At 72.6% G+C, this 23,494-nt stretch carries 20 protein-coding genes; 12 read left to right on the forward strand and 8 right to left on the reverse strand.

Annotated features, from left to right (window positions below; all coding sequences use genetic code 11):
- Positions 1–29: 29 nt before the first annotated feature.
- A complete protein-coding gene (locus ACFU97_RS25660) occupies positions 30–1,343 on the reverse strand; it encodes a deoxyguanosinetriphosphate triphosphohydrolase (protein ID WP_384260661.1) in 1,314 nt (437 codons plus the stop codon).
- Positions 1,344–1,393: 50 nt separating this feature from the next.
- Positions 1,394–2,266, reverse strand: coding sequence for a sirohydrochlorin chelatase (locus tag ACFU97_RS25665; protein ID WP_384260994.1), 873 nt, complete (start codon positions 2,264–2,266; stop codon positions 1,394–1,396).
- 259 nt (positions 2,267–2,525) lie between these two features.
- Between ACFU97_RS25665 and ACFU97_RS25670 the strand changes: the two genes are divergently transcribed.
- A complete protein-coding gene (locus ACFU97_RS25670) occupies positions 2,526–3,212 on the forward strand; it encodes a vancomycin high temperature exclusion protein (protein ID WP_384260664.1) in 687 nt (228 codons plus the stop codon).
- Between the two features lie 112 nt (positions 3,213–3,324).
- Positions 3,325–5,427, forward strand: a complete 2,103-nt coding sequence (locus ACFU97_RS25675) for a molybdopterin oxidoreductase family protein (protein ID WP_384260667.1) — start codon at positions 3,325–3,327, stop codon at positions 5,425–5,427.
- 3 nt (positions 5,428–5,430) lie between these two features.
- On the opposite strand, the gene ACFU97_RS25680 is transcribed toward ACFU97_RS25675, so the two are convergent.
- Positions 5,431–5,841 carry a gamma-glutamylcyclotransferase family protein gene (locus tag ACFU97_RS25680; protein ID WP_384260669.1) on the reverse strand — a complete coding sequence of 137 codons (411 nt, stop codon included), beginning with the start codon at positions 5,839–5,841 and terminating at the stop codon, positions 5,431–5,433.
- Between the two features lie 132 nt (positions 5,842–5,973).
- Between ACFU97_RS25680 and ACFU97_RS25685 the strand changes: the two genes are divergently transcribed.
- On the forward strand, positions 5,974–7,626 hold the full coding sequence (locus ACFU97_RS25685) for a M4 family metallopeptidase (protein ID WP_384260671.1): 1,653 nt from the start codon (positions 5,974–5,976) through the stop codon (positions 7,624–7,626).
- 94 nt (positions 7,627–7,720) lie between these two features.
- The gene (locus ACFU97_RS25690) at positions 7,721–8,647 is read left to right on the forward strand and encodes an aminoglycoside phosphotransferase family protein (RefSeq protein WP_384260674.1); all 927 of its coding nucleotides are present in this window, start codon (positions 7,721–7,723) and stop codon (positions 8,645–8,647) included.
- A 39-nt stretch (positions 8,648–8,686) separates the two neighbouring features.
- Here the strand turns inward: ACFU97_RS25690 and ACFU97_RS25695 are convergent, their stop codons facing one another.
- Positions 8,687–9,277 carry an NADPH-dependent FMN reductase gene (locus ACFU97_RS25695; protein ID WP_384260676.1) on the reverse strand — a complete coding sequence of 197 codons (591 nt, stop codon included), beginning with the start codon at positions 9,275–9,277 and terminating at the stop codon, positions 8,687–8,689.
- Positions 9,278–9,566: 289 nt separating this feature from the next.
- Here ACFU97_RS25695 and ACFU97_RS25700 point away from each other — a divergent pair, with 289 nt between their 5' ends.
- Together ACFU97_RS25700 and ACFU97_RS25705 are read left to right on the forward strand one after the other, a co-directional pair.
- Positions 9,567–10,082 carry a hypothetical protein gene (locus ACFU97_RS25700; RefSeq protein ID WP_384260679.1) on the forward strand — a complete coding sequence of 172 codons (516 nt, stop codon included), beginning with the start codon at positions 9,567–9,569 and terminating at the stop codon, positions 10,080–10,082.
- A 130-nt stretch (positions 10,083–10,212) separates the two neighbouring features.
- Positions 10,213–10,833 carry a class F sortase gene (locus tag ACFU97_RS25705; protein ID WP_384260681.1) on the forward strand — a complete coding sequence of 207 codons (621 nt, stop codon included), beginning with the start codon at positions 10,213–10,215 and terminating at the stop codon, positions 10,831–10,833.
- An 89-nt stretch (positions 10,834–10,922) separates the two neighbouring features.
- Here the strand turns inward: ACFU97_RS25705 and cpt are convergent, their stop codons facing one another.
- On the reverse strand, positions 10,923–11,471 hold the full coding sequence (gene cpt, locus ACFU97_RS25710) for a chloramphenicol phosphotransferase CPT (RefSeq protein ID WP_384260684.1): 549 nt from the start codon (positions 11,469–11,471) through the stop codon (positions 10,923–10,925).
- A gap of 145 nt (positions 11,472–11,616) precedes the next feature.
- Here cpt and ACFU97_RS25715 point away from each other — a divergent pair, with 145 nt between their 5' ends.
- The 5 genes from ACFU97_RS25715 (at position 11,617) to ACFU97_RS25735 (ending at position 17,286) form a co-directional block, all read left to right on the forward strand.
- Positions 11,617–12,828 (forward strand): NAD(P)/FAD-dependent oxidoreductase, encoded by a 1,212-nt coding sequence (locus tag ACFU97_RS25715; RefSeq protein WP_384260686.1) that lies wholly within the window; start codon positions 11,617–11,619, stop codon positions 12,826–12,828.
- Positions 12,828–15,443: a nitrite reductase large subunit NirB gene (gene nirB, locus ACFU97_RS25720; protein ID WP_384260689.1), complete on the forward strand. Its 2,616-nt coding sequence runs from the start codon at positions 12,828–12,830 to the stop codon at positions 15,441–15,443. Before ACFU97_RS25715 ends, nirB begins: the two co-directional genes overlap by 1 nt.
- The gene (gene nirD / locus ACFU97_RS25725) at positions 15,443–15,793 is read left to right on the forward strand and encodes a nitrite reductase small subunit NirD (RefSeq protein ID WP_384260691.1); all 351 of its coding nucleotides are present in this window, start codon (positions 15,443–15,445) and stop codon (positions 15,791–15,793) included. Before nirB ends, nirD begins: the two co-directional genes overlap by 1 nt.
- Before the next feature lie 54 nt (positions 15,794–15,847).
- Positions 15,848–16,438: a TetR/AcrR family transcriptional regulator gene (locus tag ACFU97_RS25730; protein WP_384260694.1), complete on the forward strand. Its 591-nt coding sequence runs from the start codon at positions 15,848–15,850 to the stop codon at positions 16,436–16,438.
- Between the two features lie 83 nt (positions 16,439–16,521).
- Positions 16,522–17,286: an SDR family NAD(P)-dependent oxidoreductase gene (locus ACFU97_RS25735; protein WP_384260696.1), complete on the forward strand. Its 765-nt coding sequence runs from the start codon at positions 16,522–16,524 to the stop codon at positions 17,284–17,286.
- Positions 17,287–17,310: 24 nt separating this feature from the next.
- Here ACFU97_RS25735 and ACFU97_RS25740 read toward each other — a convergent pair whose 3' ends face one another.
- Positions 17,311–18,237 (reverse strand): oxidoreductase, encoded by a 927-nt coding sequence (locus ACFU97_RS25740; RefSeq protein ID WP_384260698.1) that lies wholly within the window; start codon positions 18,235–18,237, stop codon positions 17,311–17,313.
- Positions 18,238–18,408: 171 nt separating this feature from the next.
- Between ACFU97_RS25740 and ACFU97_RS25745 the strand changes: the two genes are divergently transcribed.
- The gene (locus ACFU97_RS25745) at positions 18,409–18,948 is read left to right on the forward strand and encodes a DUF4232 domain-containing protein (protein WP_384260700.1); all 540 of its coding nucleotides are present in this window, start codon (positions 18,409–18,411) and stop codon (positions 18,946–18,948) included.
- Between the two features lie 177 nt (positions 18,949–19,125).
- Here the strand turns inward: ACFU97_RS25745 and ppdK are convergent, their stop codons facing one another.
- Together ppdK and ACFU97_RS25755 are read right to left on the reverse strand one after the other, a co-directional pair.
- Positions 19,126–21,846 (reverse strand): pyruvate, phosphate dikinase, encoded by a 2,721-nt coding sequence (ppdK, locus tag ACFU97_RS25750; protein WP_384260702.1) that lies wholly within the window; start codon positions 21,844–21,846, stop codon positions 19,126–19,128.
- A gap of 417 nt (positions 21,847–22,263) precedes the next feature.
- Positions 22,264–23,460: an ROK family protein gene (locus tag ACFU97_RS25755; RefSeq protein WP_384260704.1), complete on the reverse strand. Its 1,197-nt coding sequence runs from the start codon at positions 23,458–23,460 to the stop codon at positions 22,264–22,266.
- Positions 23,461–23,494: the final 34 nt, after the last annotated feature.

Consider the following 23,494-nt stretch of genomic DNA (forward strand, 5'->3'; position numbering starts at 1 on the left):
TGTTCGGGGTCACCCGCGTCCCGCCGGTCTCACGGGTTCCCCGTCAGACGCGCGTGAAGCGAACGGGCCGAGGCGTCCGTGAGGGAGGCGATCTGGTCCACGACGACGCGCTTGCGGGCGCGGTCGTCGCCGGCCTGGTCGAACAGCGCGCGGAACTGCGGGTCCAGGCCGTCCGGGGCGCGGCGGGTGAGCGCCTCGGCCAGCTCGGCCACCACGATCCGCTGGTCGGCCCGCAGCAGCTCCTGCTCGGCCCGCTGCATCACGTACCGGTCCGCGACGGCCTTGAGGACCGCGCACTCCAGCCGCGTCCCGTGCGGGACGACGAGCTCGGCGTCGTAGCGGGTCAGGCGCCCGGAGCCGTACCGCGCGCGCGTGGCGGCCTCGGCGGCGAGGCAGAAGCGGCCGATGAGCTGGCTGGTGGCGTCCTTGAGGCGGGCCTGGGCGACCGCCGAGCCGTCGTAGCCGTGCGGCCACCACTCCTGGTCCTGGAGGCGGTCGAGGGCGGCGGCGAGTTCGGCGGGGTCGGTGCCCGCGGGCACGTAGCGGCCGACGGCGACGGCGAAGACCTCCTGCCGTTCGGGCTCGGCGTACAGGCAGTTGGGGTCGATGTGGCCGGCGTGCAGGCCGTCCTCGACGTCGTGCACCGAGTAGGCCACGTCGTCCGACCAGTCCATGACCTGGGCCTCGAAGGTGGCGCGGGGGCCGGGGGACTCCTTGCGGAGCCAGTCGAAGACGGCCCGGTCGTCCTCGTAGACACCGAACTTCCGGGAGCCGGGGTCGGTGGGGTGGGCGCCGCGCGGCCACGGGTACTTGGTGGCCGCGTCGAGGGTGGCGCGGGTGAGGTTGAGGCCGACGGAGCGGGAGCCGCCGTCGGTGAAGCGCTTGGGCTCGATGCGGGTGAGCAGCCGCAGCGACTGGGCGTTGCCCTCGAAGCCGCCGACGTCCTCGGCGAATTCGTTCAGCGCCTGTTCGCCGTTGTGCCCGAAGGGCGGATGGCCCAGGTCGTGGGAGAGGCAGGCGGCCTCCACCAGGTCGGGGTCGCAGCCGAGGGCCGCGCCCAGCTCGCGGCCGACCTGCGCGCATTCCAGGGAGTGGGTGAGCCGCGTCCGCGGGCTGGCGTCCCACGCCTGGCTGCGGGTCCCGGGGGTGACCACCTGGGTCTTGCCGGCCAACCGGCGCAGGGCCGCGGAGTGCAGCACGCGCGCGCGGTCGCGCTGGAAGGCGGTGCGTCCGGGGCGCTTGTCGGGCTCCGGTACCCAGCGCTCCACCGCCGGCGTGTCGTACCCGGGCGGCGGGACGTGGTTCTCGTGAGCCTGCGGTGCGATGCCTGCGATGCCTTCCATGCACCCGACAGTAGAGCCCGGGACCGACAATCGGGACGTCAGTGACCGTTTCAGGCCGAGGCGAGCTCGGGGTGCGTCACCGTCCCGGGCGCCGCCAGCGCCTGGTCGTAGCGGTGCAGGACGAGGCGGGCCATCGCCGGGTGGGTGCCCAGCGGGGACGAGGCGATCCAGGGGGCCGCCTGGGCGCACTCGGTCGCGAAGCGGCCCGGTGCCGTGAAGTACGAGGCGACGGCGACCCGGTGGCGGCCGGCGGCGGCCAGGGCGCGCAGGGCGTCCGGCACGGACGGTGCGGCGGTGCTGGCGTAGGCGGGGACCACCGGGACGCCCAGGCGGTCGGCGAGCAGCTGGGCGGTGCGGCCCGTGTCCACCTTCGACTCCGGGTCGCGGGAGCCGGCGGCGGCGAGGACCACGGCGCTCCTGGCGCGGGCCGCCTCGTCCATGCGGGTGCGCCATCCGGCCTCGACGAGCCGGGCGTACAGGGCCTCCACGAGCAGCGGGTGCGGGCCGAGGGCGCCGGCCACGCGCGTGTGCACGCCGGACGCGGCGGCCATCTCGGGGATGTCCCGCTTGATGTGGTAGCCGCGGCCGAGCAGCAGCGGGACGAGGACGGCCTCGCCGGTGCCCAGGGAGGCGAGGGTGTCGGGCAGGAGCGGTTCGTTCAGTTCGATGTGGCCGAGGTGGACGGGCAGGCCGGGGCGCTCGTCCCGGATCCGGTCCAGGAGCGCGTGGACGGTCTTCAGGGCGCGCGGGTCGCGGCTGCCGTGCGCCACGACCACGAGGGCGGGAGGGCCGGGGCGCCGCCTGCCGCTGAGCGAGACGAGGCTGAGCTGGCTGGCGAGCTGCGTGCTGATCCGGTCCATGAGATGGGCCGTGCTGCCCAGGTGCGCCGCCGGGAACTGCACGGCCGCACCGGGCTCGGTCATGGACTCGTCGCGAGGAGGGTTCGACGGCGTCATGGAGAAATGATCGGTGCCGCAGGTTGCCGATCCGTTGCGCGAGAATGACGGACGCTTTCCGGCCGTTCACCATGCGGCCTGTGGGGTCTGTGAGGCGGCGCGACCTGGGCTTTCACTCTCCGAGTGAGACTGGTCACTCAGGGTGCGCGTGAACCGTGCGGCCCGACAGGACGTCTCTGACTGTCGACACACCGGCTTCGCAGGCCACACGGGAGGGGACCGTCCGATGCGCCGACCCACGTTGCGCAGACCGCGTCTGCCACGCACGCGTACCGGCCGGCGGCGGCTGGTGCAGGCCGTGATGGCCGGATGTGTGCTGGCCCTGCTGCCGGCGACCTGGATGTACACGGTCACCGCCGACCGGCTGCGGACCACGGCGGACGTGCCGCGCACCGAGGTCGCCGTCGTCTTCGGCGCGGGCCTGTGGGACGGCGAGCCCTCCCCCTACCTCGCCCACCGCCTGGACGCGGCCGCGCGGCTGTACCGCGAGAACCGCGTCGAGGTCGTCCTGGTCACCGGCGACAACAGCCGCAAGGACTACGACGAGCCCGACGCCATGCGTGTCTACCTGACCCGGCACGGCGTCCCCGACGGGCGGATCGTCAGCGACTACGCCGGCTTCGACACCTGGGACTCCTGCGTGCGCGCGAAGAAGATCTTCGGCGTCGACCGGGCCGTGCTGATCAGCCAGGGCTTCCACATCCGGCGGGCGGTGGCGCTGTGCCAGGCGGCGGGCGTGCGCTCGTACGGCGTCGGGGTCCAGGACAAGCACGACGCGACCTGGTACTACGGCGGCACGCGGGAGATCTTCGCGGCGGGCAAGGCGGCCCTGGACGCGGTGTTCCGGCCGGACCCGCGCTTCCTCGGACCGAAGGAGACGGGTGTGCCCGCGGCGCTGGCGAGCGCCCGGTGACGCGGCGGCCCGGCGCCCCTCACGCCGGACGGGCGGCAGCGGGGAGGTCGCCGTCCCGCCGGCGTAACAGGGGGCCGTCCCGCACGTAACACGGCCGAAGCACGCTGGGGGCATGCAGACCACCGCGACGCCCACGCACTGCCCGTACTGCGCCCTGCAGTGCGGGATGAACCTGACACCCGCGCCCGACGGCACGGTCGAGGTGAGCGAGCGCGCGGACTTCCCGGTGAACCGGGGAGCGCTGTGCGGCAAGGGCCGCACGGCGCCGGCCGTGCTCTCGTCCCGGGTGCGCCTGACCTCCCCGTTGGTGCGCTCCGAGGGCACGCTCGTGCCCGCCACCTGGGACGAGGCACTGGACCGGATCGCCGGGGAGCTGCGCCGGACGCGTTCGGAACATGGCCCGGACGCGGTCGGCGTCTTCGGCGGCGGCGGCCTGACCAACGAGAAGGCGTACACGCTGGGCAAGTTCGCCCGGGTGGTGCTGGGCACCTCGCAGATCGACTACAACGGGCGCTTCTGCATGTCGTCGGCGGCGGCCGCCGGTACGAAGGCCTTCGGGCTGGACCGCGGGCTGCCCTTCCCGCTGGAGGACATCCCGAGGACCGGCTGCGTGATCCTCGTCGGGTCGAACCTCGCCGAGACCATGCCGCCGTCACTGCGGTTCTTCAGCGAACTCAGGGAGAACGGCGGCACGTTGATCGTCGTCGACCCCCGCCGCACGAAGACAGCCGAACAGGCCGACCTGCATCTCGCGCCCCGCCCCGGCACGGACCTCGCGCTCGCGCTCGGCCTGCTGCACCTGGTCGTGGCCGAGGGACGGGTCGACGAGGCGTACATCGAGGACCGAACTTCCGGCTGGGAGGAGGCGCGGGCCGCGGCGATGGCGCACTGGCCCGAGTACGTGGAACGGATCACGGGGGTGTCCGTTCCCGAACTGCGTGAGGCGGTACGGCTGTTCTGCGAGCCCGAGGCCGCGATGGTGCTGACCGCGCGCGGGCCCGAGCAGCAGGCCAAGGGCACCGACACGGTGGGCGCGTGGATCAACCTGTGCCTGGCCACCGGCCGCGCGGGCCGCCCGCTGTCCGGGTACGGCTGCCTGACCGGGCAGGGCAACGGGCAGGGCGGGCGCGAACACGGCCAGAAGGCCGACCAGTTGCCCGGCTACCGCAAGCTGGACGATCCGCAGGCGCGGCGCCATGTGGCCGAAGTGTGGGGCGTGGACCCCGACAGCCTGCCCGGACCGGGCCGCAGCGCCTACGAGTTGCTCGACGCCCTGGGCACGGACATCAGGTCGCTGCTGCTGATGGGGTCGAACCCGGTGGTGTCGGCGCCGCGCGCCGCACATGTCGAGCAGCGCCTCAACTCCCTTGGCTTCCTTGCCGTGTGCGACGTCGTGCTGTCCGAGACCGCGGCCCTCGCGGACGTCGTGCTGCCGGTGACCCAGTGGGCGGAGGAGACCGGCACGACCACCAGCCTCGAAGGACGCGTCCTGCTGCGCCGGCAGGCGATCACCGCTCCCGACGGCGTCCGCAGCGACCTGGAGGTCCTGCACGAACTGGCCGGCCGGCTCGGCGTGGAGAAGGGCTTCCCCACCGACGCCGAGGAGGTCTTCGAGGAGCTGCGCCGAGCCAGCGCGGGCGGGCCCGCCGACTACTCCGGCATCACCTACCGCAGGCTGGCGGAGGAGAACGGGGTGTTCTGGCCGTGCCCTCAGGAGGAGCCGGCGCAGGAGGGGGCCGCGGACGCCGCCCACCCCGGCACCCCGCGCCTCTTCCTCGACCGGTTCGCCACCCCGGACGGCCGGGCCCGGTTCGTCCCCGTCTCGCACCGGGCTTCCGCCGAGGAACCGGACGAGGAGTACCCGGTGCTGCTGACCACGGGCCGGGTCGTCGCCCAGTACCAGTCCGGCGCCCAGACCCGCCGCGTGCCGGAGCTGAACGCCGCCGCGCCGGGCCCGTTCGTGGAACTGCACCCGCGGCTTGCGGCGCGGCTCGGGGCGGCCGAGGGCGACCCGGTCGCGGTGGTCTCCCGCCGGGGCCGCGCGGTGGCGCCGGCCCGCATCACCACCTCGATCCGTCCGGACACCGTCTTCATGCCCTTCCACTGGCCGGGCGAGGGCCGCGCCAACACTCTCACCAACCCGGCGCTCGACCCGACCTCGCGGATGCCGGAGTTCAAGGCGTGCGCGGTGCGGCTGGAGGTCGTGCGGACGTGACGCTCACCTGATACGCCAGTCGCCGCTCTCGATCAGCTTCCCGCGGGCGCGCAGGCGTGCGGCGACGGCGGGGGCGGCCACGTAGACCCAGGCGCGGACGGGCGGTGCGTCCCCGTCGCGGTGCACCTCGCGCTCGACACGCTCGTAGAGGTTGTGCGGGGCGCCGGGCGCGTACTCCTCCAGCCGGTCGAGGTCGGCCAGCAACTCCCCGTACCGCTCGGGCCGTGCGGTCACCAGCTCGCCGTACACGACACCGCCTCGCTCCTCGACGGCGTACGGGTAGCCGGGACCGTCGTAGAGCACCGCGCCGTTCAGCCGGCCCGGCTCCTCGGGCCCGGTGCGGCCGCGCAGGAACAGGTCGTGGTTGGCCTCGCCGGGGAGCAGGGTGCCGTAGACGAAGAAACGGAGTCTCACAAAAACGATTCTCTCTCCACACATACCTCCTCGTACGCGCTATGGACCTTGATCTGTCATGGCCTCTTAAATCTCAGTCAACAAGCGCCTCCGTCCCCCCACGCGCCCGCCGGCGCCTTTTCGAGGAGATCCATGAGCCGGATACGTATCGACGTCCGGGGCTCCCGCCGTCTCGCCGCTCTCGGCGTGGCCGCGACGACCGCCACCCTGCTGGCCGCCGCACTCTCCCCCACAGCCGTCGCGGACGACCGGCCCACCAGGGCGGGCGCGATCGAGAACGCGGCGTCGGCCCTGCTGAAGCACGCCGCGAGCCTCGGGCTCACCTCCGACGAGGCCACGAAGGTGCAGGACGTGATCGTCGACAGCGACGGCACGCAGCATGTGCGCTACGAACGGACGTACCGTCAGCTTCCGGTCCTGGGCGGCGACTTCGTGGTCCACATGGCGCCCGACGGTGCCTACCGCAGCGCCGACCGCGCGACGCGGAGCCCGATATCCCTCGCCTCCACCGACCCCTCGATATCGAAGCCGAGGGCGGCCGACCTCGCGGCGAACGCGCTGCGTGCGGTCAACCTCGGCGAGACGCTCAAGAAGCTGACGGCGCGGCCCCAGCTCGTCGTCGACGCCCTGCACGGGGCACCGAAGCTGGCCTGGCGGACGGACGTCGTGGCACAGGACTCGATGGGCAACCCGGTCTCCCGCACCGTCCTCACCGACGCGCGCACCGGCTCGCAGATCGACGCCTGGGACGACATCGAGACGGCGACCGGCGACGGCAGGTCCCTCTACAGCGGCACCGTCGCGCTGGAGACGACGCAGTCGGGATCGACGTACCAGCTCAAGGACCCGACGCGGGGCGGCACTTACACCGGTGACGCCGCCGGCCAGTCGGACCTGTGCATCCTGACCAGCATCTGCGTCAGCCGCGCCCCCTCCACCGTGTTCACCGACGCGGACAACCACTGGGGCGACGGCACCACCTCCGACCGCGCCTCGGCCGCCGTGGACGCCCAGTACGGCACCAACATGACCTGGGACTTCTACAAGAACGTCTTCGGCCGCAACGGCATCGGGAACGACGGCAAGGGCTCGTACAACCGCGTCCACTACGGCAACAAGTACAACAACGCCTTCTGGGACGACACCTGCTTCTGCATGACCTACGGCGACGGTGACGGGACGACCCTCGGCCCGCTGGTCGCACTCGACGTGGCCGGCCACGAGATGACGCACGGCGTCACCTCCAAGACGGCGGGCCTGACCTACTCGGGCGAGTCCGGCGGCCTGAACGAGGCGACGTCCGACATCCTCGGCTCGCTGGTCGAGTGGTACGCGAACAACTCCTCCGACCCCGGCGACTACCTGATCGGCGAGAAGATCGTCCGCTCCGGCTTCGGCGGCGACGCCCTGCGCTACATGGACAAGCCGTCCAGGGACGGCCAGTCCGCGGACTACTGGAGCAGCTCGGTCGGCAACCTAGACGTCCACTACTCCTCCGGGGTCGCGAACCACTTCGCGTACCTGCTGGCCGAGGGCAGCGGCGCGAAGACCATCAACGGCGTCAGCTACAACTCCCCCACGTACAACGGCAAGTCGGTGACGGGCATCGGCCGCGCCAAGCTGGGCCAGATCTGGTACCGAGCGCTGACGGTCTACATGACGTCGTCGACGAACTACGCCGGGGCGCGCACCGCGACGCTGAACGCGGCGAAGGATCTCTACGGGGCCGGCAGCGCCGAGTACGCCGCGGTGGGCGCGGCGTGGAGCGCCGTCAATGTGAACTGACGCCCCGCGGGCGGAAATCCGGTGGCAGCGGGGCCCTGGCCATGGCTAGGCTCCGCTGCCGCCCGCCCTTCCCGCCCGTACGTCACGGAGCCGCATGCCGTCCACCGCGAAGATGCACGCCGACGAACTCGACATCGACACGGCGCTGGTCTCCCGGCTGATCGCGGAGCAGCTTCCGCAGTGGGCGGGGCTGCCGGTGCGCCCGGTCGCCTCGGCCGGCACCGACAACGCCATGTACCGCCTGGGCGACGACATGGCCGTACGGCTGCCGCGGCTGCCCGGCGGCGCGCGGCAGATCGACAAGGAGCACCGCTGGGTGCCGCGGCTGGCCCCGCACCTCCCGCTCGCCGTCCCGGCGCCGCTCGCGAAGGGCGTGCCGGGTGCCGGGTACGGGCTGTCCTGGGGGGTGTACCGCTGGCTGGAGGGCGAGGACGCGCATGCCGCTCCGCTCGCCGAACCAGCCTCTGCGGCACGCCAGTTGGGCGAGTTCGTGGTCGCGCTGCGCCGGGCGGACGCCGCGGGCGGGCCGCCGTCGTTCCGGGGCGGCCCCGTCGCCCCCAACGACGACCACGTCCGCACCGCCATCCGCGACCTGGGCGCGGACGGCGTCCTGGACCCGGCGCTCGCCACGGCGGCCTGGGAGGAGACCGTCCGGCTGCCCCAGTGGGACGGCGCCCCGGTCTGGCTGCACGGCGACCTCCTGCCCGGCAACCTCCTCACCACCGGCGGCCGGCTCACCGCCGTCATCGACTTCGGCGGCCTCGGCGTGGGCGACCCGGCCTGCGACACGATGCCGGCCTGGGCGGTCTTCGACACCGCGACCCGGGCCCTGTTCCACGCCGCGGTGGACGTCGACGACGCGACATGGGCGCGCGGGCGCGGCTGGGCCCTGTGCTTCGGCCTGCTGGCCGACCACTACTACCGCGGCGGCAAGAACCCGGCGCTGGCGGCGGTGGCCCGGCGGACGGTCGCCGAGGTGCTGGCGGAGTTCGCGGGCGGGGAGGGCGCGGGGCGGCCCTGAGGGCGGTTCCGCCGCCACCGCACCCACCTCCCCACCGCCCTACCGCCCGTACGGCCGCTTCTCCCGGGCCTCTCTCAACCCCCTTCCCCACCAGACCAGTTGGTCCAGCATCACCTTCGCCGCCGGGTCCGCCGCAGTCGGGTCCTTGAGGCGTCCCCCGTCGAAGGACGCCCCGGCGTTGTGGAAGGACACCGTGTCGCGCAGCGACACCGCGTGCAGCTCGGCGAAGACCTGGCGGAGGTGCTCGACCGCGCGCAGGCCGCCCGAGACGCCGCCGTAGGAGACGAGGGCGACGGGCTTGGCGCGCCACTCGGTGTAGTGCCAGTCGACGAGGTTCTTCAGGCCCGCCGGGAAGGAGTGGTTGTACTCGGGCGTGAGGACCACGAAGGCGTCCGCGGCGGCCAGTTTGGGGGTGACGGCGGACAGCGCCGCGGTCGCCTCGGGGGTCGGCGCGAGGCTCGTGGGCAGGGGGGCGTCGGCCACGTCGACGACCTCGACGGCGAGGTCGTCGCGGTCACGCATGCGGTCCAGCAGCCAGTCGGCGACGACCGGTCCGAACCGGCCGTGCCGGTTGCTGCCGACGACGAGGGTGACGGCCAGGGGGTTCTCCGGTGCTTCGGTGATCTCCATGCGCCCCACCCTCCAACCTCAAGCTTTCTTGAGGTCAAGCCCGCGCCGTGAGCACCGGGTCACCCGGTCGCACGCGCGCCCTGCGCCCAACGGGTGCTCTTCGGGAACGGGCTCCGAACACGCCGGTGACCTGCGGGAAGTCCGCCCGGACACCCCTCGCGCGCACTCACCTGACACCCATTCACCACATTTCTGGCGCACCCTCAGGAAGCGGGCCCGGCCCACTGCCACTTACCTCGGAGGGACAGAGGACACCGAAGGACACCGAAGACAGCTCGAAGGAGCACCGATGCGACGTACCGCCCGTCTGCTGACCGGTACCGCGCTCGCCGTCGCCGCCGCGGGCTTCGTGGCCGCGCCCGCGTACGCGGGCGGCGCCGGCAGCCTGGAGGTGTTCCCGTACTCGGCCGTGCCCGGTGGCGAGGTCACGGTCAACACCGGGGACTGTGCGGCGGGTACGGCAACGGGCGACGCGGGCGCGGTGGGCGCGGGCCCCTTCACGCTGGCGCCGAGCGCGCACGAGGACGAGGCGATCGGGCAGTTCCGGGTGCCGTCGAGCGCGCAGCCGGGGACGTACGAGATCGTCGCGAAGTGCGCCGAGGGCGGCCGGCAGGTGAAGGGCGACCTGGTGGTGACCCTGGCCGAGGCGCACGCGCAGGCGCCCCGCGGAAGTGTGAAGACGGGGGTCGGCGGCGCTCTGGGCCCCGACCCCGTGCAGACCGCGGCCGGCGTGGCGGCTCTCGCCGTCGCCGCCGCGGGCGGTACCTGGCTCCTGCATCGCCGGGCGAGAGGCGACGGGATCTGACGGACACCCTCCGCTGTCCGTCTGCCGGTACCGCTTGTCCCTCCCCCTCCGGGTCCGACGCCCCTCGCGGCCCGGAGGGGGGAACGGGTCCGTCCGACGGGTCCGCCCGTCCCGTCCTCCGGAGGCTCGCGTGCGTCGCATCAGCAACACCGCGATAGGTGCCGTCACCGTGACCGCCCTGTGCGCGGGCGCGTGGCTGCTCACCACGGACGCCCGGACGCACGCGCCGCCGCAGCCCTCCGCCGCCGAGGCCCGCACCGGGCCCGGGGGCGAGCCGCCCGCCGCGGGTGCGCTGCCGCCCTCGCCGCCGAACCGCATCCGCATCCCGTCGATCCATGTGAACGCCCCGCTCATGGGTCTCGCGCTCACCCGCGACGGCAGCCTCGACGTGCCGCCCGCCGCGAAGCCGAACCTCGCCGGCTGGTACGAGGCCGGCACCACCCCCGGCGAACGCGGCACCGCCGTCGTCGCCGGCCATGTCGACAACGCGGACGGCCCGGCCGTCTTCTACGACCTCGGCGCCCTGCGCAAGGGCAGCCGCATCGAGGTGGACCGGCGCGACGGCGGCACGGCCGTCTTCTCGGTCGACGCGGTCGAGGTCTACGACGCCCGCCACTTCCCCGACCGGAAGGTCTACGGCCCCGCGAGCCGCCCCGAACTGCGCGTGATCACCTGCGGCGGCGGCTACTCACGCACCACGGGCTACCAGGGAAACGTCGTCGTCTTCGCCCACCTCACAGCCACCCGCTGAGGCCTGCCGGCGGCGACGATGCGCCACACGCGCGGTTCCATACCGCCATCAGCGCCCACACCCGCCGACGACCGCCCTAGCCTGCGCACTCACCGCCCATCCGGTCCGGTGACCGTCCTCGCGATCGTGCGGGCGCAGTCCAGGGCCTCCGTGTGGGTCGTGTCCACCTCGAGGTCGTACGTCACGCCCTGGTGGACCAGGGTCGCCTGCTTCTCGGCCATGCCGGGTGGGCGGTCGCCGCGGGTGAGCTCGCGGGCCGCCGCGGTCGCGGAGGCGCAGTGGACACCGACCCAGAGCACGTCAAGGCCGTCCAGGGCCGTGCGCCACCGGTCCTGGGAGCCGGCGCCGCCGAGGAAGACGTCGTCGACGAGGACGCGGGCGCCCGCGCGGGCCGTCGACGCGACGCCCGCGCGCCAGGCCGCCTCCAGCCTGCGGAACTCCGCACCGACGCTCACCTCCCCGTCCGGCGCGATGCCGATCCCGGCGAGCGAGTCCCGCAGGGACGCGGGCAGCTGGTCGACGAACGTGTCGATCGCGAAGGCCAGCCACGGCTCCGGCAGGACCGCCTGGAGGCACCGCACGATCCCGGACTTGCCGGAGCTGGAGCCGCCGTTGAGCACGATCACCTGAGGGGTCATCGCGTCACCGTAGCGGCCTCACACCGCCCTCCCGGCGCCTTCCCGGAACCCTCACACCCGGCCCCCGCACCCGAAGAGGGCAGCGTTCCCCGCGGGAAACAGAGGTGATGCTGCCGGGTAACACCGGCACCGCAGGCTCCTGGACATGACCTCGAATACGCGTGTGGTGGTGATCGGCGCCGGCCTCGCGGGCGTCCGTCTCGCCCGGCGGCTCGGTGAGCTAGGCACGCCCGTGACGCTGGTCGGCGAGGAGGAACACCGCCCGTACAACCGGGTGCTCCTCGCCGAGGTGCTGGCCGGGCGCTACAGCCCGGACGTCATCGCGCTGCCCGCGCCCGCGGAGCTGCTGCGCGGCCGGGTCACGGGCATCGACCGCGAGGTGCGAGCCGTACACCTCGCGGACGGCTCGAAGATCGCATACGACACGCTGGTCCTGGCGACCGGCTCGAACCCCGTGCTCCCGCCCCTGCGCGGCCTGTTCACGCCCGACCGCGTACTGCCCGAGGGCGTGCACGCGTTCCGCACGATGGACGACTGCCTGGGCCTGTCCAAGGCGGTACGGGCCGGCGTGCGCGCCGTCGTCATCGGCGGCGGGCTCCTCGGCGTCTCCGCCGCCCGCGCGCTCGCCCGGCGCGGCGCCCAGGTCGTCCTCGCCCAGCAGGGCGAGCGGGTCATGGAGCGCCAGCTCGACCCGAACGCCTCGAAGCTCGTCGCACGGCACCTCAAGGACCTCGGCGTCGAGGTGCACACCGAGTGCCGCGTGCGCGACGTGCGCTGCGTCGCCGGCGCGGTCCGCTCGGTCGAGATGCACGACGGGTACGCCCTCGACGCCGACCTGGTGGTCCTCGCCTGCGGTGTCCACCCGCGGGTAGGCCTCGCGCAGATCGCGGGGCTGGAGGTCCGCAAGGGGATCGTCGTCGACGACGAACTGCGCACCTCCGACCCGCACATCCGCGCCGTCGGCGACTGCGTCCAGCACGACGGCACCGTGTACGGCCTCGCCACCCCGGCGCTCGAACAGGCCGAGATCCTCGCCGAGTCGCTCGCCGGCCGGACGGACGCCCGTTACACCGGCACCCGTTCGCTGACCCGGCTGACGCTGGCCGGCGAGGGCTTCTTCGACCTCGCCGCGTTCGGCGAGACCGAGCCGCGCCCCGGGGACGACGTCGTCCAGCTCACGGACGCCACCCGCGGCACCTACCGCAAGGTCGTCGTCCGCGACGACCGCCTGGTCGGCGGGGTCCTCGTCGGCGAACTCGGCACCGTCGGCGCGCTCGCCCGCGCCTGGGAGGGAGCAGAGCCGCTCCCCGACGACGGCCCGCTGCTCCACCTGCTCACCAACGATGGAGGCTCCTGATGACCGCCACCCCGGAGGCCACGGAGGCCACCCCCACGATCGTGCTCGTCGGCCACGGCATGGTCGGCCAGCGTTTCCTCGAAGCGCTCGCCGAGCGGGGCCTGACCGCCACGCACCGCGTGGTCGTGCTCTGCGAGGAGCCGCGCCCCGCCTACGACCGGGTCGCGCTCACCTCGTACTTCTCGGGCCGCAGCCCCGAGGAACTCTCCATGACCGACATGGAGTTCATCAACGACCACGGCATCGAGCTCCACGTCGGCGACCCGGCCGAGACGGTCGACCGCGAGGCGAGGACGGTCACGGCCCGGTCCGGCAAGGTCGTCGCCTACGACACCCTGGTGCTGGCCACCGGCTCGTACCCCTTCGTGCCGCCGGTCCCCAACAAGGACGCCGAGGGCTGCTTCGTCTACCGCACGATCGAGGACCTTCTCGCCATCGAGGAGTACGCGAAGAGCCGGGCGACGGTCGGCGCGGTGGTCGGCGGCGGCCTGCTGGGCCTGGAGGCGGCCGGCGCGCTGAAGGGTCTCGGACTCACCTCCCACATCGTGGAGTTCGCGCCGCGCCTGATGCCGGTGCAGGTGGACGACGGCGGCGGCGCGGCCCTGCTGCGGACCATCGAGGAGATGGGCCTGAGCGTCCACACGGGCGTGGGCACGCAGGAGGTCGTCGTCGACGAGAGCGGGGCCGTCACCGGCATGAGGCTCTCCGACGGCTCGGAACTCGCCACCGACATGGTGGTGTTCAGCGCCGGTGTGCGGCCGAGGGACCAGCTCGCCCGCGACGCGGGCCTCACCGTCGGCGAGCGCGGCGGCATCGCCGTCGACGAGCAGTGCCGTACGGTCTCCGACCCGCACGTCTTCGCGATCGGCGAGTGCGCGCTGGCCTGCGACGGCCGGGTCTACGGCCTGGTGGCCCCCGGCTACGAGCAGGCCGAGACGGCCGCCGCCACCATCGCGTCGGACGAGGCGGCCTTCGTCGGCGCCGACCTCTCCACCAAGCTCAAGCTCCTCGGCGTCGATGTCGCCTCCTTCGGCGACGCGCACGGCGCCACCGAGGACTGCCTGGACGTCGTCTACTCCGACTCCCGCGCGGGCCTGTACAAGAAGCTCGTCATCGGCCGCGACGGGACACTGCTCGGCGGCATCCTGGTCGGCGACGCGGATGCGTACGGCACCCTGCGGGCCCTGACCGGATCGGTCCCGCCCCTCTCCCCCGAGTCGCTCGTCCTGCCCGCGGGAGCGGGCTCGGGGGCCCAGCTCGGCCCGTCGGCCCTGCCCGACGAGGCGATCATCTGCTCCTGCCACAACGTCTCCAAGGGCGCGATCCGCGGCGCGGTGACGGAGCACTCGTGCACCACCGTGCCCGAGGTGAAGAAGTGCACCAAGGCCGGTACGGGCTGCGGCAGTTGCGTCAAGGTGCTCGGCCAGCTGGTCACCGCGGAGCTGGAGGCGAGCGGGGTCGAGGTCGACAAGGGACTGTGCGGCTGCTTCGCGCAGACCCGCGAGGAGCTCTACGAGATCGTCCTCGCGCTGTGCATCAACACCTACCAGGACCTGCTCGACCGCTACGGCCGCGACGGCGCCCGGGGCGGCGAGGGCTGCGAGGTCTGCAAGCCGGCCATCGGCTCGATCATCGCCTCCCTCGCGCCCACGATCGGCGCGAGCGGCTACGTCCTGGACGGCGAGCAGGCGGCGCTGCAGGACAGCAACGACCACTTCCTGGCCAACCTCCAGAAGAACGGCTCGTACTCGGTCGTCCCGCGCATCCCCGGCGGCGAGATCACCCCGGAGGGCCTGATCACGATCGGCGAGATCGCCCGCGACTTCGGTCTCTACACGAAGATCACCGGGGGTCAGCGGATCGACATGTTCGGTGCGCGCGTCGAGCAGCTCCCGCTGATCTGGATGCGGTTGGTGGACGCCGGCTTCGAGTCGGGCCACGCCTACGGCAAGGCGCTGCGCACCGTGAAGTCCTGCGTGGGCCAGACCTGGTGCCGCTACGGCGTCCAGGACTCCGTCCGCATGGCGATCGACCTGGAGCTGCGCTACCGGGGGCTGCGGTCGCCGCACAAGCTCAAGTCGGCCGTCTCCGGCTGCGCCCGCGAGTGCGCCGAGGCCCAGTCGAAGGACTTCGGCGTCATCGCCACCTCCAACGGCTGGAACCTCTACGTCGGCGGCAACGGCGGCGCGACCCCGCGCCACGCGGACCTGCTGGCCCAGGACCTGACGGACGCCGAACTGGTGCGCCTGATCGACCGGTTCCTGATGTTCTACATCCGCACCGCCGACCGTCTGGAGCGCACCTCGACCTGGCTGGAGCGCATCCCGGGCGGCCTGGACCACGTACGGGAGGTGGTGGTGGAGGACTCCCTCGGCATCTGCGAGGAGCTGGAGTCCCTGATGGCGGAGCACGTGGCGAACTACGCCGACGAGTGGGCGACCACCATCAACAACCCCGACAAGCTCGCCCGGTTCGTGTCGTTCGTGAACGCGCCCGACGCCCCCGACCCGGTCGTCGGTTTCGTCCCCGAGCGCGGCCAGATCAAGCCCGACCTGCCGCTGCTGTCCATCGGCATGCGCCCCGCCGACAGCCTCCTGGAAGGAAGCGCCCAGTGATGACCCTGGCACCCGAGACCACCGACCTGAAGATCGAACTCCAGCTGGAGGACGGCTGGCTGGCGGTCTGCGACCTCACCCGGCTGGTCCCCGGCCGCGGGGTGGCCGCCCTGCTGCCCGACGGCCGCCAGGCCGCCCTCTTCCGCGACCGCGACGGCAACCTGTACGCGATCGACAACCGGGACCCCTTCGGCGGCGCGGCGGTCCTCTCCCGCGGCCTGACCGGCTCCCAGCAGGGCCGCCCCTACGTCGCCTCGCCCCTGCTCAAGCAGCGCTTCGACCTGCTGACGGGGCAGTGCCTGGACGACGAGTCGGTGCGGGTGGCGACGTACGAGGTACGGGCGGCGTAGCCCCGGCCCGATCTTTCTTGACCGATCGTTCTGTTCAGACGTAGTCTCCTGTACGTGGCCAGGACCAAGGAGTTCGATCCCGAGGCCGCGCTGCAGGCAGCCCTGGAGCTGTTCTGGCAGCGCGGCTACGAGGCGACGTCGATGTCCGACCTGGTCGAGCACCTCGGCATCGGCCGCGCCAGCATCTACGCGACCTTCGGCAACAAGCACGAGCTGTACCTGAAGGCGCTGGAGCGCTACGACCGGGCGGGACTCCCGCCGATCGTGCGCGAGCTGTCCCGGCCGGGTCCGGCCCTGCCGGGCGTACGGGCCCTCGTACGGCGCTATGCGGCCGAGGCGGCCGACGCCCGACTGCGCGTGAACGGCTGCATGGTGACCAACACGGCGAGCGAGCTCGCCCCGCGCGACCCGGCCGCGGCGCGGCACGTGGAGCGCAACTGGGACCAGCTGGAGGCCGTGCTGCACTCGGCCCTGGTCCGGGCCGAGGCCCAGGGCGAGCTGCCGGCCGGCCGCGATCCGCTCACGCTCGCCCGCATGCTGCTGGTGCTGCTCCAGGGCCTGCGCGTCGTAGGCAAGGCGTCGGCGGACCCGTCCCGGGTCCGGGACGCGGCGGAACAGGCCCTGGCGCTGCTCGCCGGAGACTGAGACGCCCCTCCGCCGGAGGGGCGTTTTTCTTCGCTCTCATACTGAACCGATCGGTCAAGAAAAGCCAAGAACAAGGGGAGATCATGACCAGCCGTTTCACCGACAGGACCGCCCTCGTCACCGGCGCCGGCTCCGGGATCGGGCGGGCGATCGCGCTGGCGCTCGCCGCGGAGGGGGCGCGGGTCGTCGTGGCCGGGCGGCGCAGGGAGCCACTCGACGAGACGGTCCGGCTGATCGAGGACCAGGGCGGCAAGGCGCTCGCGGTGACGGCCGACGTCACGCGCGCCGAGGACGCGGAGGCCCTGGTGCGGGCCGCCACCGACACGTTCGGCTCGCTCGACGTGGCGGTCAACAACGCGGGCGTCTTCCGCGGCGGCGCGCCGCTCGCGGACCTCTCCGAGGCCGACTGGCACACCCAGCTCGACACCAACGTCACCGGTGTCTTCCTGCCGCTTCGCGCGGAGATCCGCCGCATGCGGACCCAGCCGCGGGGCGGCGCGATCGTCAACGTCGCGTCCACCTTCGGCGCGCACGCGCGCGTCCCCGGCGCCGCCGCCTACGCCGCCTCCAAGGCCGCCGTCTCCGCCCTGACCCGGGGCGCCGCCCGCGACCACATCGGCGAGGGCGTCCGTATCAACGCGGTCAGCCCCGGCGCCGTCGAGACGCCCATGTCCCTGCGCCCCGGCGAGACGGAGGCCGACCGCGAGGAGCGTGCGAGGGCCACCCTGCCCCTCGGCCGCGTCTCCTCCACCACCGAGATCGCCGCCGCCGTCCTCTACCTCGCCTCGCCCGACGCCTCCTCCGTGGTCGGCACGGACCTGGTCGTGGACAGCGGCGCGACGGCCTGACCGATCATCCTCACCCCGGCGGGCTCACGCCTTGAGCTGGTCGTAGGTCACTCCGGTCAGGCGTTCGGACGCGGTCCAAAGGCGTTCTCCCATCGCGTCGTTGAGCGTCCAGGGTGCGCGCCACGACGGTGCGGGGGCCCCGCGCCACATCAGGAACGAGGGGCCGGTGAAGGAGTCCGGCCGCACGCCGGAGGCGGTCGCGGCGTACAGGGCGGGCAGCGCACCGGCCTCCGCCGACTGCGCGAAGACGCGGTTGCCGATCTCCATCATCTGGCCGACGAGCCTGCGCCCCTCCATCCGGGGAGCGGCGCCCTGGAGATTGGTGGCCGCGTAGCCGGGGTGGGCCGCGGCCGCCACCACGTCCGCGCCGTGCGCCGCCAGCCGGCGCGCGAACTCGTGCGTGAAGAGCAGGTTGGCGGACTTCGAGCGGCCGTAGGCGATCCAACGCCGGTAGCGGCGCTCACTGTTGAGGTCGTCGAGGTCGATGTTGGCCAGCGCGTGCACCTCGCTGGAGACGGTCACCACCCGCGCGCCGGGCGTCGCGAGCAGCAGCGGCAGCAGCCGTCCGGTCAGCGCGAAGTGCCCCAGGTGGTTGACCCCGAGCTGCGTCTCGAACCCGTCGGCGGTCGTCCCGTACGGCAGCGCCATCACTCCCGCGTTGTTGACCAGCACGTCGATCCGGTCGTAGGGGAAGCGCTCCGCGAACTCCCGTACGGAGCCCAGGTCGCCGAGGTCGAGCCGCCCGAACTCGACCTCGGTGCCCGGCACTTCGGTCACGAGCGTGTCGCCCGCGGCGTTCCCGCGTGCCTCGCTGCGGCACGCGAGCACCACCCGCGCCCCCTTGCGGGCGAGTTCCCGGGCGGTGACGTACCCGAGTCCGCTGTTCGCCCCCGTGACGACGGCGACGCGGCCGGTCTGGTCGGGGATGTCTTCGGTGGTCCAGCCGGGCATGGCCTGACTCCCTTCGGAGTGCACGAACGGTGCCTTCGCCTGTCGTCCGTCCTCTGTCCTCTGTCCTAGCGCACGCGCGCCGTCCGCCGTAACGCACAACTTTTTCCGCCGAGGGCGCATCACAACCGATGACCACCATCCACCCATTCGCCCGATGGAGGGGGAAACGCCATGTTCCTGCGCTCCCGACACTTCTCCCGGCGCGCTGCAGCCGTCTCACTGACCGCCGCACTCGCCGCACTCACCACCGCCGGCCTCACCTGGAACGCCTCGGCGACGACCTCGGCCGCGCCGGCCGCGAGCAGCGTGCGCACCTGCACGGCCGACGGCCTGCGGCTGTCGACGGGCCGCCAGGAAGGCGCGGCGGGCTCGCTGTACCTGCCGATCAGGTTCACCAACACCGGCCGCGACAGCTGTGCCCTGCGCGGGTACCCGGGCGTGAGCGTCCTGGATTCCAGGAACCGGCAGATCGGCCCGGCGGCCACGCGCAGCGGCCGTTCCTACGCCACGGTCGTGCTCGCGCCCGGCCACTCCGCCTCCGCGGTCATCCGCACCACCAACGGCCCGATCGGCGGCGCCTGCGGGCGCACCGGCAGCTACCTGCGGATCTACCCGCCGGCGTCGTACACGTCGGTGCGGATACCGGCGCACTGGAAGGTCTGCTCGCACACCTTCCAGGTCGGCCCGGTCAACACCCAGGGCGCCTTCTGACCGACCCCGCCCGAGCATCACGAAGGGGCGGCACCCCGCACAAGGTGCCGCCCCTCCTTTCGTGATCCGGAGCCGCCGTCCATCGGTCTTGAGGGTCGGGGACGGACGACGGCTCCGGGGCTCAGGGAGTGCCGGGCGCTCACGGGACGCAGGGTTCGCTCACGTCCCGCGGAGCGCTCAGCGGTGGTCGCTGCCCTCCGACTGCGTCGCCGCGCGCCCGGCCTCCAGGCGCGCCACCGGGATCCGGAACGGCGAGCAGGAGACGTAGTCCAGGCCCACCTCGTGGAAGAAGTGGACCGACTCCGGGTCGCCGCCGTGCTCGCCGCAGACGCCGAGCTTCAGGTCGGGGCGGGTCTCCCGGCCGGCCTTCGCCGCCAGCTTGACCAGCGAGCCGACGCCGTCCTTGTCGATCGTCTCGAACGGGCTGACGCCGAAGATGCCCTTCTCCAGGTACGCGGTGAAGAAGCTCGCCTCCACGTCGTCCCGGCTGAAGCCCCACACCGTCTGGGTGAGGTCGTTGGTGCCGAAGGAGAAGAACTCGGCGGCCTCCGCGATCTGCCCGGCCGTGAGGGCGGCGCGCGGCAGCTCGATCATCGTGCCGATGGAGAGCTTGAGCTGTGTGCCGGTCGCGGCCTCGACCTCGGCGATGACGGCGTCGGCCTCCTCGCGGACGATCTCCAGCTCCTGGACGGTGCCCACGAGCGGGATCATGATCTCGGCGCGCGGGTCGCCCTTGGCGGCCTTGCGCTCGGCGGCCGCCTCCGCGATGGCGCGCACCTGCATGGTGAACAGACCGGGGATGACCAGGCCGAGGCGGACGCCGCGCAGACCCAGCATCGGGTTCTGCTCGTGCAGCCGGTGCACGGCCTGGAGCAGGCGCAGGTCGTTCTCGTGGGACTCCTGGCGGGACTCGGCGAGGGCCACCCGCACCGACAGCTCGGTGATGTCCGGCAGGAACTCGTGCAGCGGCGGGTCGAGCAGACGGACGGTGACGGGCAGGCCGTCCATCGCCGAGAACAGCTCGACGAAGTCCTTCTTCTGCAGCGGCAGCAGGGCCTTCAGGCTCTCCTCGCGCTCCCCCTCCGTGTCGGCCAGGATGAGGCGCTCGACCAGCTCGCGCCGGTCGCCGAGGAACATGTGCTCCGTACGGCACAGGCCGATGCCCTGGGCGCCGAAGCGGCGGGCGCGCAGCGCGTCCTCGGCGTTGTCCGCGTTGGCGCGCACCCGCAGCCGGCGCTTGCGGTCGGCGAACGCCATGATCCGGTGCACGGCCTCGACCAGTTCGCCGGCGTCCTGGGCGCCGGCGTGCATCCGGCCCTCGAAGTACTCGACGACGGGCGACGGGACGACCGGGACCTCGCCCAGGTAGACCTTGCCGCTGGAGCCGTCGATGGAGATGAGGTCGCCCTCCTCCACCACGCGCCCGCCGGGCACGGTCATCCGCCGGCGCTTGGTGTCGACCTCGAGCTCCTCGGCACCGCACACACAGGTCTTGCCCATGCCGCGCGCGACGACGGCGGCGTGGGAGGTCTTGCCGCCGCGGCTGGTGAGGATGCCCTCGGCCGCGATCATGCCGTCGAGGTCGTCGGGGTTGGTCTCACGGCGGACGAGGATGACCTTCTCGCCGGAGCGGGACCACTTGACGGCCGTGTAGGAGTCGAAGACGGCCTTGCCGACCGCCGCGCCGGGCGAGGCGGCGATGCCCCGGCCGACCTGCTCGGTCTTGGCCTCCTCGTCGAAGCGCGGGAACATCAGCTGGGCCAGCTGCGCGCCGGAGACGCGCTGGAGCGCCTCGGTCTCGTCGATCAGGCCCTGGTCCACCAGCTGGGTCGCGATACGGAAGGCGGCGCCGGCCGTGCGCTTGCCGACGCGGGTCTGCAGCATCCACAGCTGGCCGCGCTCGATGGTGAACTCGATGTCGCAGAGATCCTTGTAGTGGTTCTCCAGGGTCTCCATGATCTGCATCAGCTGGTCGTACGACTTCTTGTCGATCTGCTCCAGCTCCGCGAGCGGGACCGTGTTGCGGATGCCCGCGACCACGTCCTCGCCCTGCGCGTTCTGCAGGTAGTCGCCGTAGACGCCCTGGTGGCCGGAGGCGGGGTCGCGGGTGAAGGCGACGCCGGTTCCGGAGTCCGGGCCGAGGTTGCCGAAGACCATGGAGCAGACGTTGACGGCCGTGCCGAGGTCGCCGGGGATGCGCTCCTGCCGGCGGTAGAGCTTGGCGCGGTCGGTGTTCCAGGAGTCGAAGACCGCGTGGATGGCGAGGTCCATCTGCTCGCGCGGGTCCTGCGGGAAGTCCCGGCCGGCCTCCTTCTTCACGATCTTCTTGAAGGTGGTGACCAGCTTCTTGAGGTCGGCGGCCTCCAGCTCGGTGTCGACCGAGACCTTCTTGGCCTCCTTGGCCTTGTCGAGGGCCTCCTCGAAGAGCTCGCCGTCGACGCCGAGGACCGTCTTGCCGAACATCTGGATGAGGCGGCGGTAGGAGTCCCAGGCGAAGCGGTCGTCGCCGGCCTGCTTGGCCAGGCCCTGCACGGACTTGTCGGAGAGCCCGATGTTCAGGACGGTGTCCATCATGCCCGGCATGGAGAACTTGGCGCCGGAGCGGACGGAGACCAGCAGCGGGTTGTCGGACTGGCCGAGCTTCTTGCCCATGCGGGCCTCGAGGGCGTCGAGGTGCGCACTCACCTCGTCACGCAGTGCCGCCGGCTCCTCGCCGCTGTCGAGGTAGACCTTGCAGGCTTCCGTCGTGATGGTGAAGCCGGGGGGAACGGGGAGTCCCAGGTTGGTCATCTCGGCGAGGTTCGCGCCCTTGCCACCCAGGAGGTCCTTGAGGTCCTTGTTTCCCTCGGTGAAGTCGTAGACGAACTTCGCCACGTGAGGTTCTTTGTTTTCCGACACGGTCTCGACTCCCTCGAGGACGCGGTGGCTGCCCTGACGGCGAGGAACATACCCAGATCGAAGGCGTCTGGGTACGTCCACGCACGCGTCATGCGCCTGTAACCACTCGTCCGCCAGCGGATCGAAAGTCAAAGCTTGGCAAGCGTCAGAGCGCCGATGTTTTCACTTCTTGAACGCATCGACACCGAGAGGCGCACTTTTGCGCTCATCTGAGCGACCTTTCGCGCGTCTGATTTCGATCGATGAACGATCAAGGGGTGGCACCGAGTGCCACCCCTTCGTGAAGTGCAGCCGGTCAAGATCCGCTCATCTGAGCGCCACCCTTATCAAGGGTGGCAAGAATCACGCTCCCACAGACGGCCGGATACCACCATGCGGACGGCTTCCGAGACGGAGGGCGGGACGGAAACAGGGACGTCACACGCCCATCGCCCGCAGCCGCTCCTCCGCCCGTTCCGGGGCATACAGGTACTCCACGACCAGCGCACCCGCCCCCACCAGCCCCGCCCGCTCTCCCAGCTGCGAGGTGACCACCTCGAGGTGGGCCGTGGAGCGGGGCAGCGCCCGCTGGTACAGCAGTTCCCGGACGCCCGTGAGGAAGGGGGTTCCGGCCAAATCTCCCGCGATCATCAGCACCCCGGGATTCAGCAGCGTGACGACGGTCGCCAGGACGTCCCCGACCTGCCGGCCCGCCTCTCGCGCCAGCCCGACCGCCTCGGGGTGCCCGGCCGCCAGCAGATCCCGTACGTCCGCACCCGAGGCCGCGGGCACCCCGGCCTCCCGCAGCCGCCGCGCCACGGCGCCACCGCTCGCGACGGCGGCCAGGCAGCCGCGGGAGCCGCACCGGCACAGCGTCTCCGCGCCCACCCGGATGTGCCCGATGTCCCCGGCGCCGCCGTCGATGCCGCGGTAGATCGAGCCGCCGACCACCACCCCGGCGCCGATACCGGTCGACACCTTGACCAGGACGAACGCCGAGCAGTCCGGGTGCGAGGCGCGCTGTTCGCCGTAGGCCATGAGGTTCGCGTCGTTGTCCACCAGCACCGGCACCGGCCCGGCGCCCGTGTGCGCGCCGAAGGAGGCGGCCAGCCGGCCTCTTATGTCGTAGCCGTCCCAGCCGGGCATGATCGGCGGCTGCACGACCCGGCCGGTCTCGCTGTCGACGGGTCCGGGCACCGCGAGCCCGATCCCGCAGACGGTCTGCGCCCGCCGCCCGGCCTTGACCAGCAAGTCGCCGAACCAGCGGCCGAGTTCGCCGAGCACGGCGTCGGGCCCGTCCTCGATCACGAGTGTCCCGGAGTGCTCGGCCAGGATCTCGCCGCCCAGGGAGAGCACGGCCGCGCGGGCATGCCGGGTGTCGAGGTCGGCGGCGAGCACGACGGCGTGGTCGTCGTCGAACTCCAGCGTGATGGAGGGGCGGCCGCCGAGGGGCGAGTCGACCGGGCCGCCGGCGCCCTCGCGCAGCCAGCCCGCCCGGAAGAGGCGGTCCAGGCGCTGTCCGACGGTGGCCCGGGAGAGTCCGGTGACCTGCTGGAGCGCCCCCCGTGTGGTCGCGCGTCCGCTTCGTACCAGTTCGAGCAGATCGCCGGCGCGAGCCTGGCCCCGTCCCGTCATGTGCACCCCCTTGTGTTCATCAAGCTTGCATTAC

Source organism: Streptomyces sp. NPDC057616, from assembly GCF_042800575.1.
Taxonomy (GTDB): domain Bacteria; phylum Actinomycetota; class Actinomycetes; order Streptomycetales; family Streptomycetaceae; genus Streptomyces.

Bases quoted from the DNA above. Each gene is read 5' to 3' on its own strand.
- ACFU97_RS25660 (WP_384260661.1), bottom strand. From the start codon at position 1,343: ATGGAAGGCATCGCAGGCATCGCACCGCAGGCTCACGAGAACCACGTC.
- ACFU97_RS25665 (WP_384260994.1), bottom strand. From the start codon at position 2,266: ATGACCGAGCCCGGTGCGGCCGTGCAGTTCCCGGCGGCGCACCTGGGC.
- ACFU97_RS25670 (WP_384260664.1), top strand. From the start codon at position 2,526: ATGCGCCGACCCACGTTGCGCAGACCGCGTCTGCCACGCACGCGTACC.
- ACFU97_RS25675 (WP_384260667.1), top strand. From the start codon at position 3,325: ATGCAGACCACCGCGACGCCCACGCACTGCCCGTACTGCGCCCTGCAG.
- ACFU97_RS25685 (WP_384260671.1), top strand. From the start codon at position 5,974: ATGAGCCGGATACGTATCGACGTCCGGGGCTCCCGCCGTCTCGCCGCT.
- ACFU97_RS25690 (WP_384260674.1), top strand. From the start codon at position 7,721: ATGCCGTCCACCGCGAAGATGCACGCCGACGAACTCGACATCGACACG.
- ACFU97_RS25695 (WP_384260676.1), bottom strand. From the start codon at position 9,277: ATGGAGATCACCGAAGCACCGGAGAACCCCCTGGCCGTCACCCTCGTC.
- ACFU97_RS25700 (WP_384260679.1), top strand. From the start codon at position 9,567: ATGCGACGTACCGCCCGTCTGCTGACCGGTACCGCGCTCGCCGTCGCC.
- cpt (WP_384260684.1), bottom strand. From the start codon at position 11,471: ATGACCCCTCAGGTGATCGTGCTCAACGGCGGCTCCAGCTCCGGCAAG.
- ACFU97_RS25715 (WP_384260686.1), top strand. From the start codon at position 11,617: ATGACCTCGAATACGCGTGTGGTGGTGATCGGCGCCGGCCTCGCGGGC.
- nirB (WP_384260689.1), top strand. From the start codon at position 12,828: ATGACCGCCACCCCGGAGGCCACGGAGGCCACCCCCACGATCGTGCTC.
- nirD (WP_384260691.1), top strand. From the start codon at position 15,443: ATGACCCTGGCACCCGAGACCACCGACCTGAAGATCGAACTCCAGCTG.
- ACFU97_RS25735 (WP_384260696.1), top strand. From the start codon at position 16,522: ATGACCAGCCGTTTCACCGACAGGACCGCCCTCGTCACCGGCGCCGGC.
- ACFU97_RS25740 (WP_384260698.1), bottom strand. From the start codon at position 18,237: ATGCCCGGCTGGACCACCGAAGACATCCCCGACCAGACCGGCCGCGTC.
- ACFU97_RS25745 (WP_384260700.1), top strand. From the start codon at position 18,409: ATGTTCCTGCGCTCCCGACACTTCTCCCGGCGCGCTGCAGCCGTCTCA.
- ACFU97_RS25755 (WP_384260704.1), bottom strand. From the start codon at position 23,460: ATGACGGGACGGGGCCAGGCTCGCGCCGGCGATCTGCTCGAACTGGTA.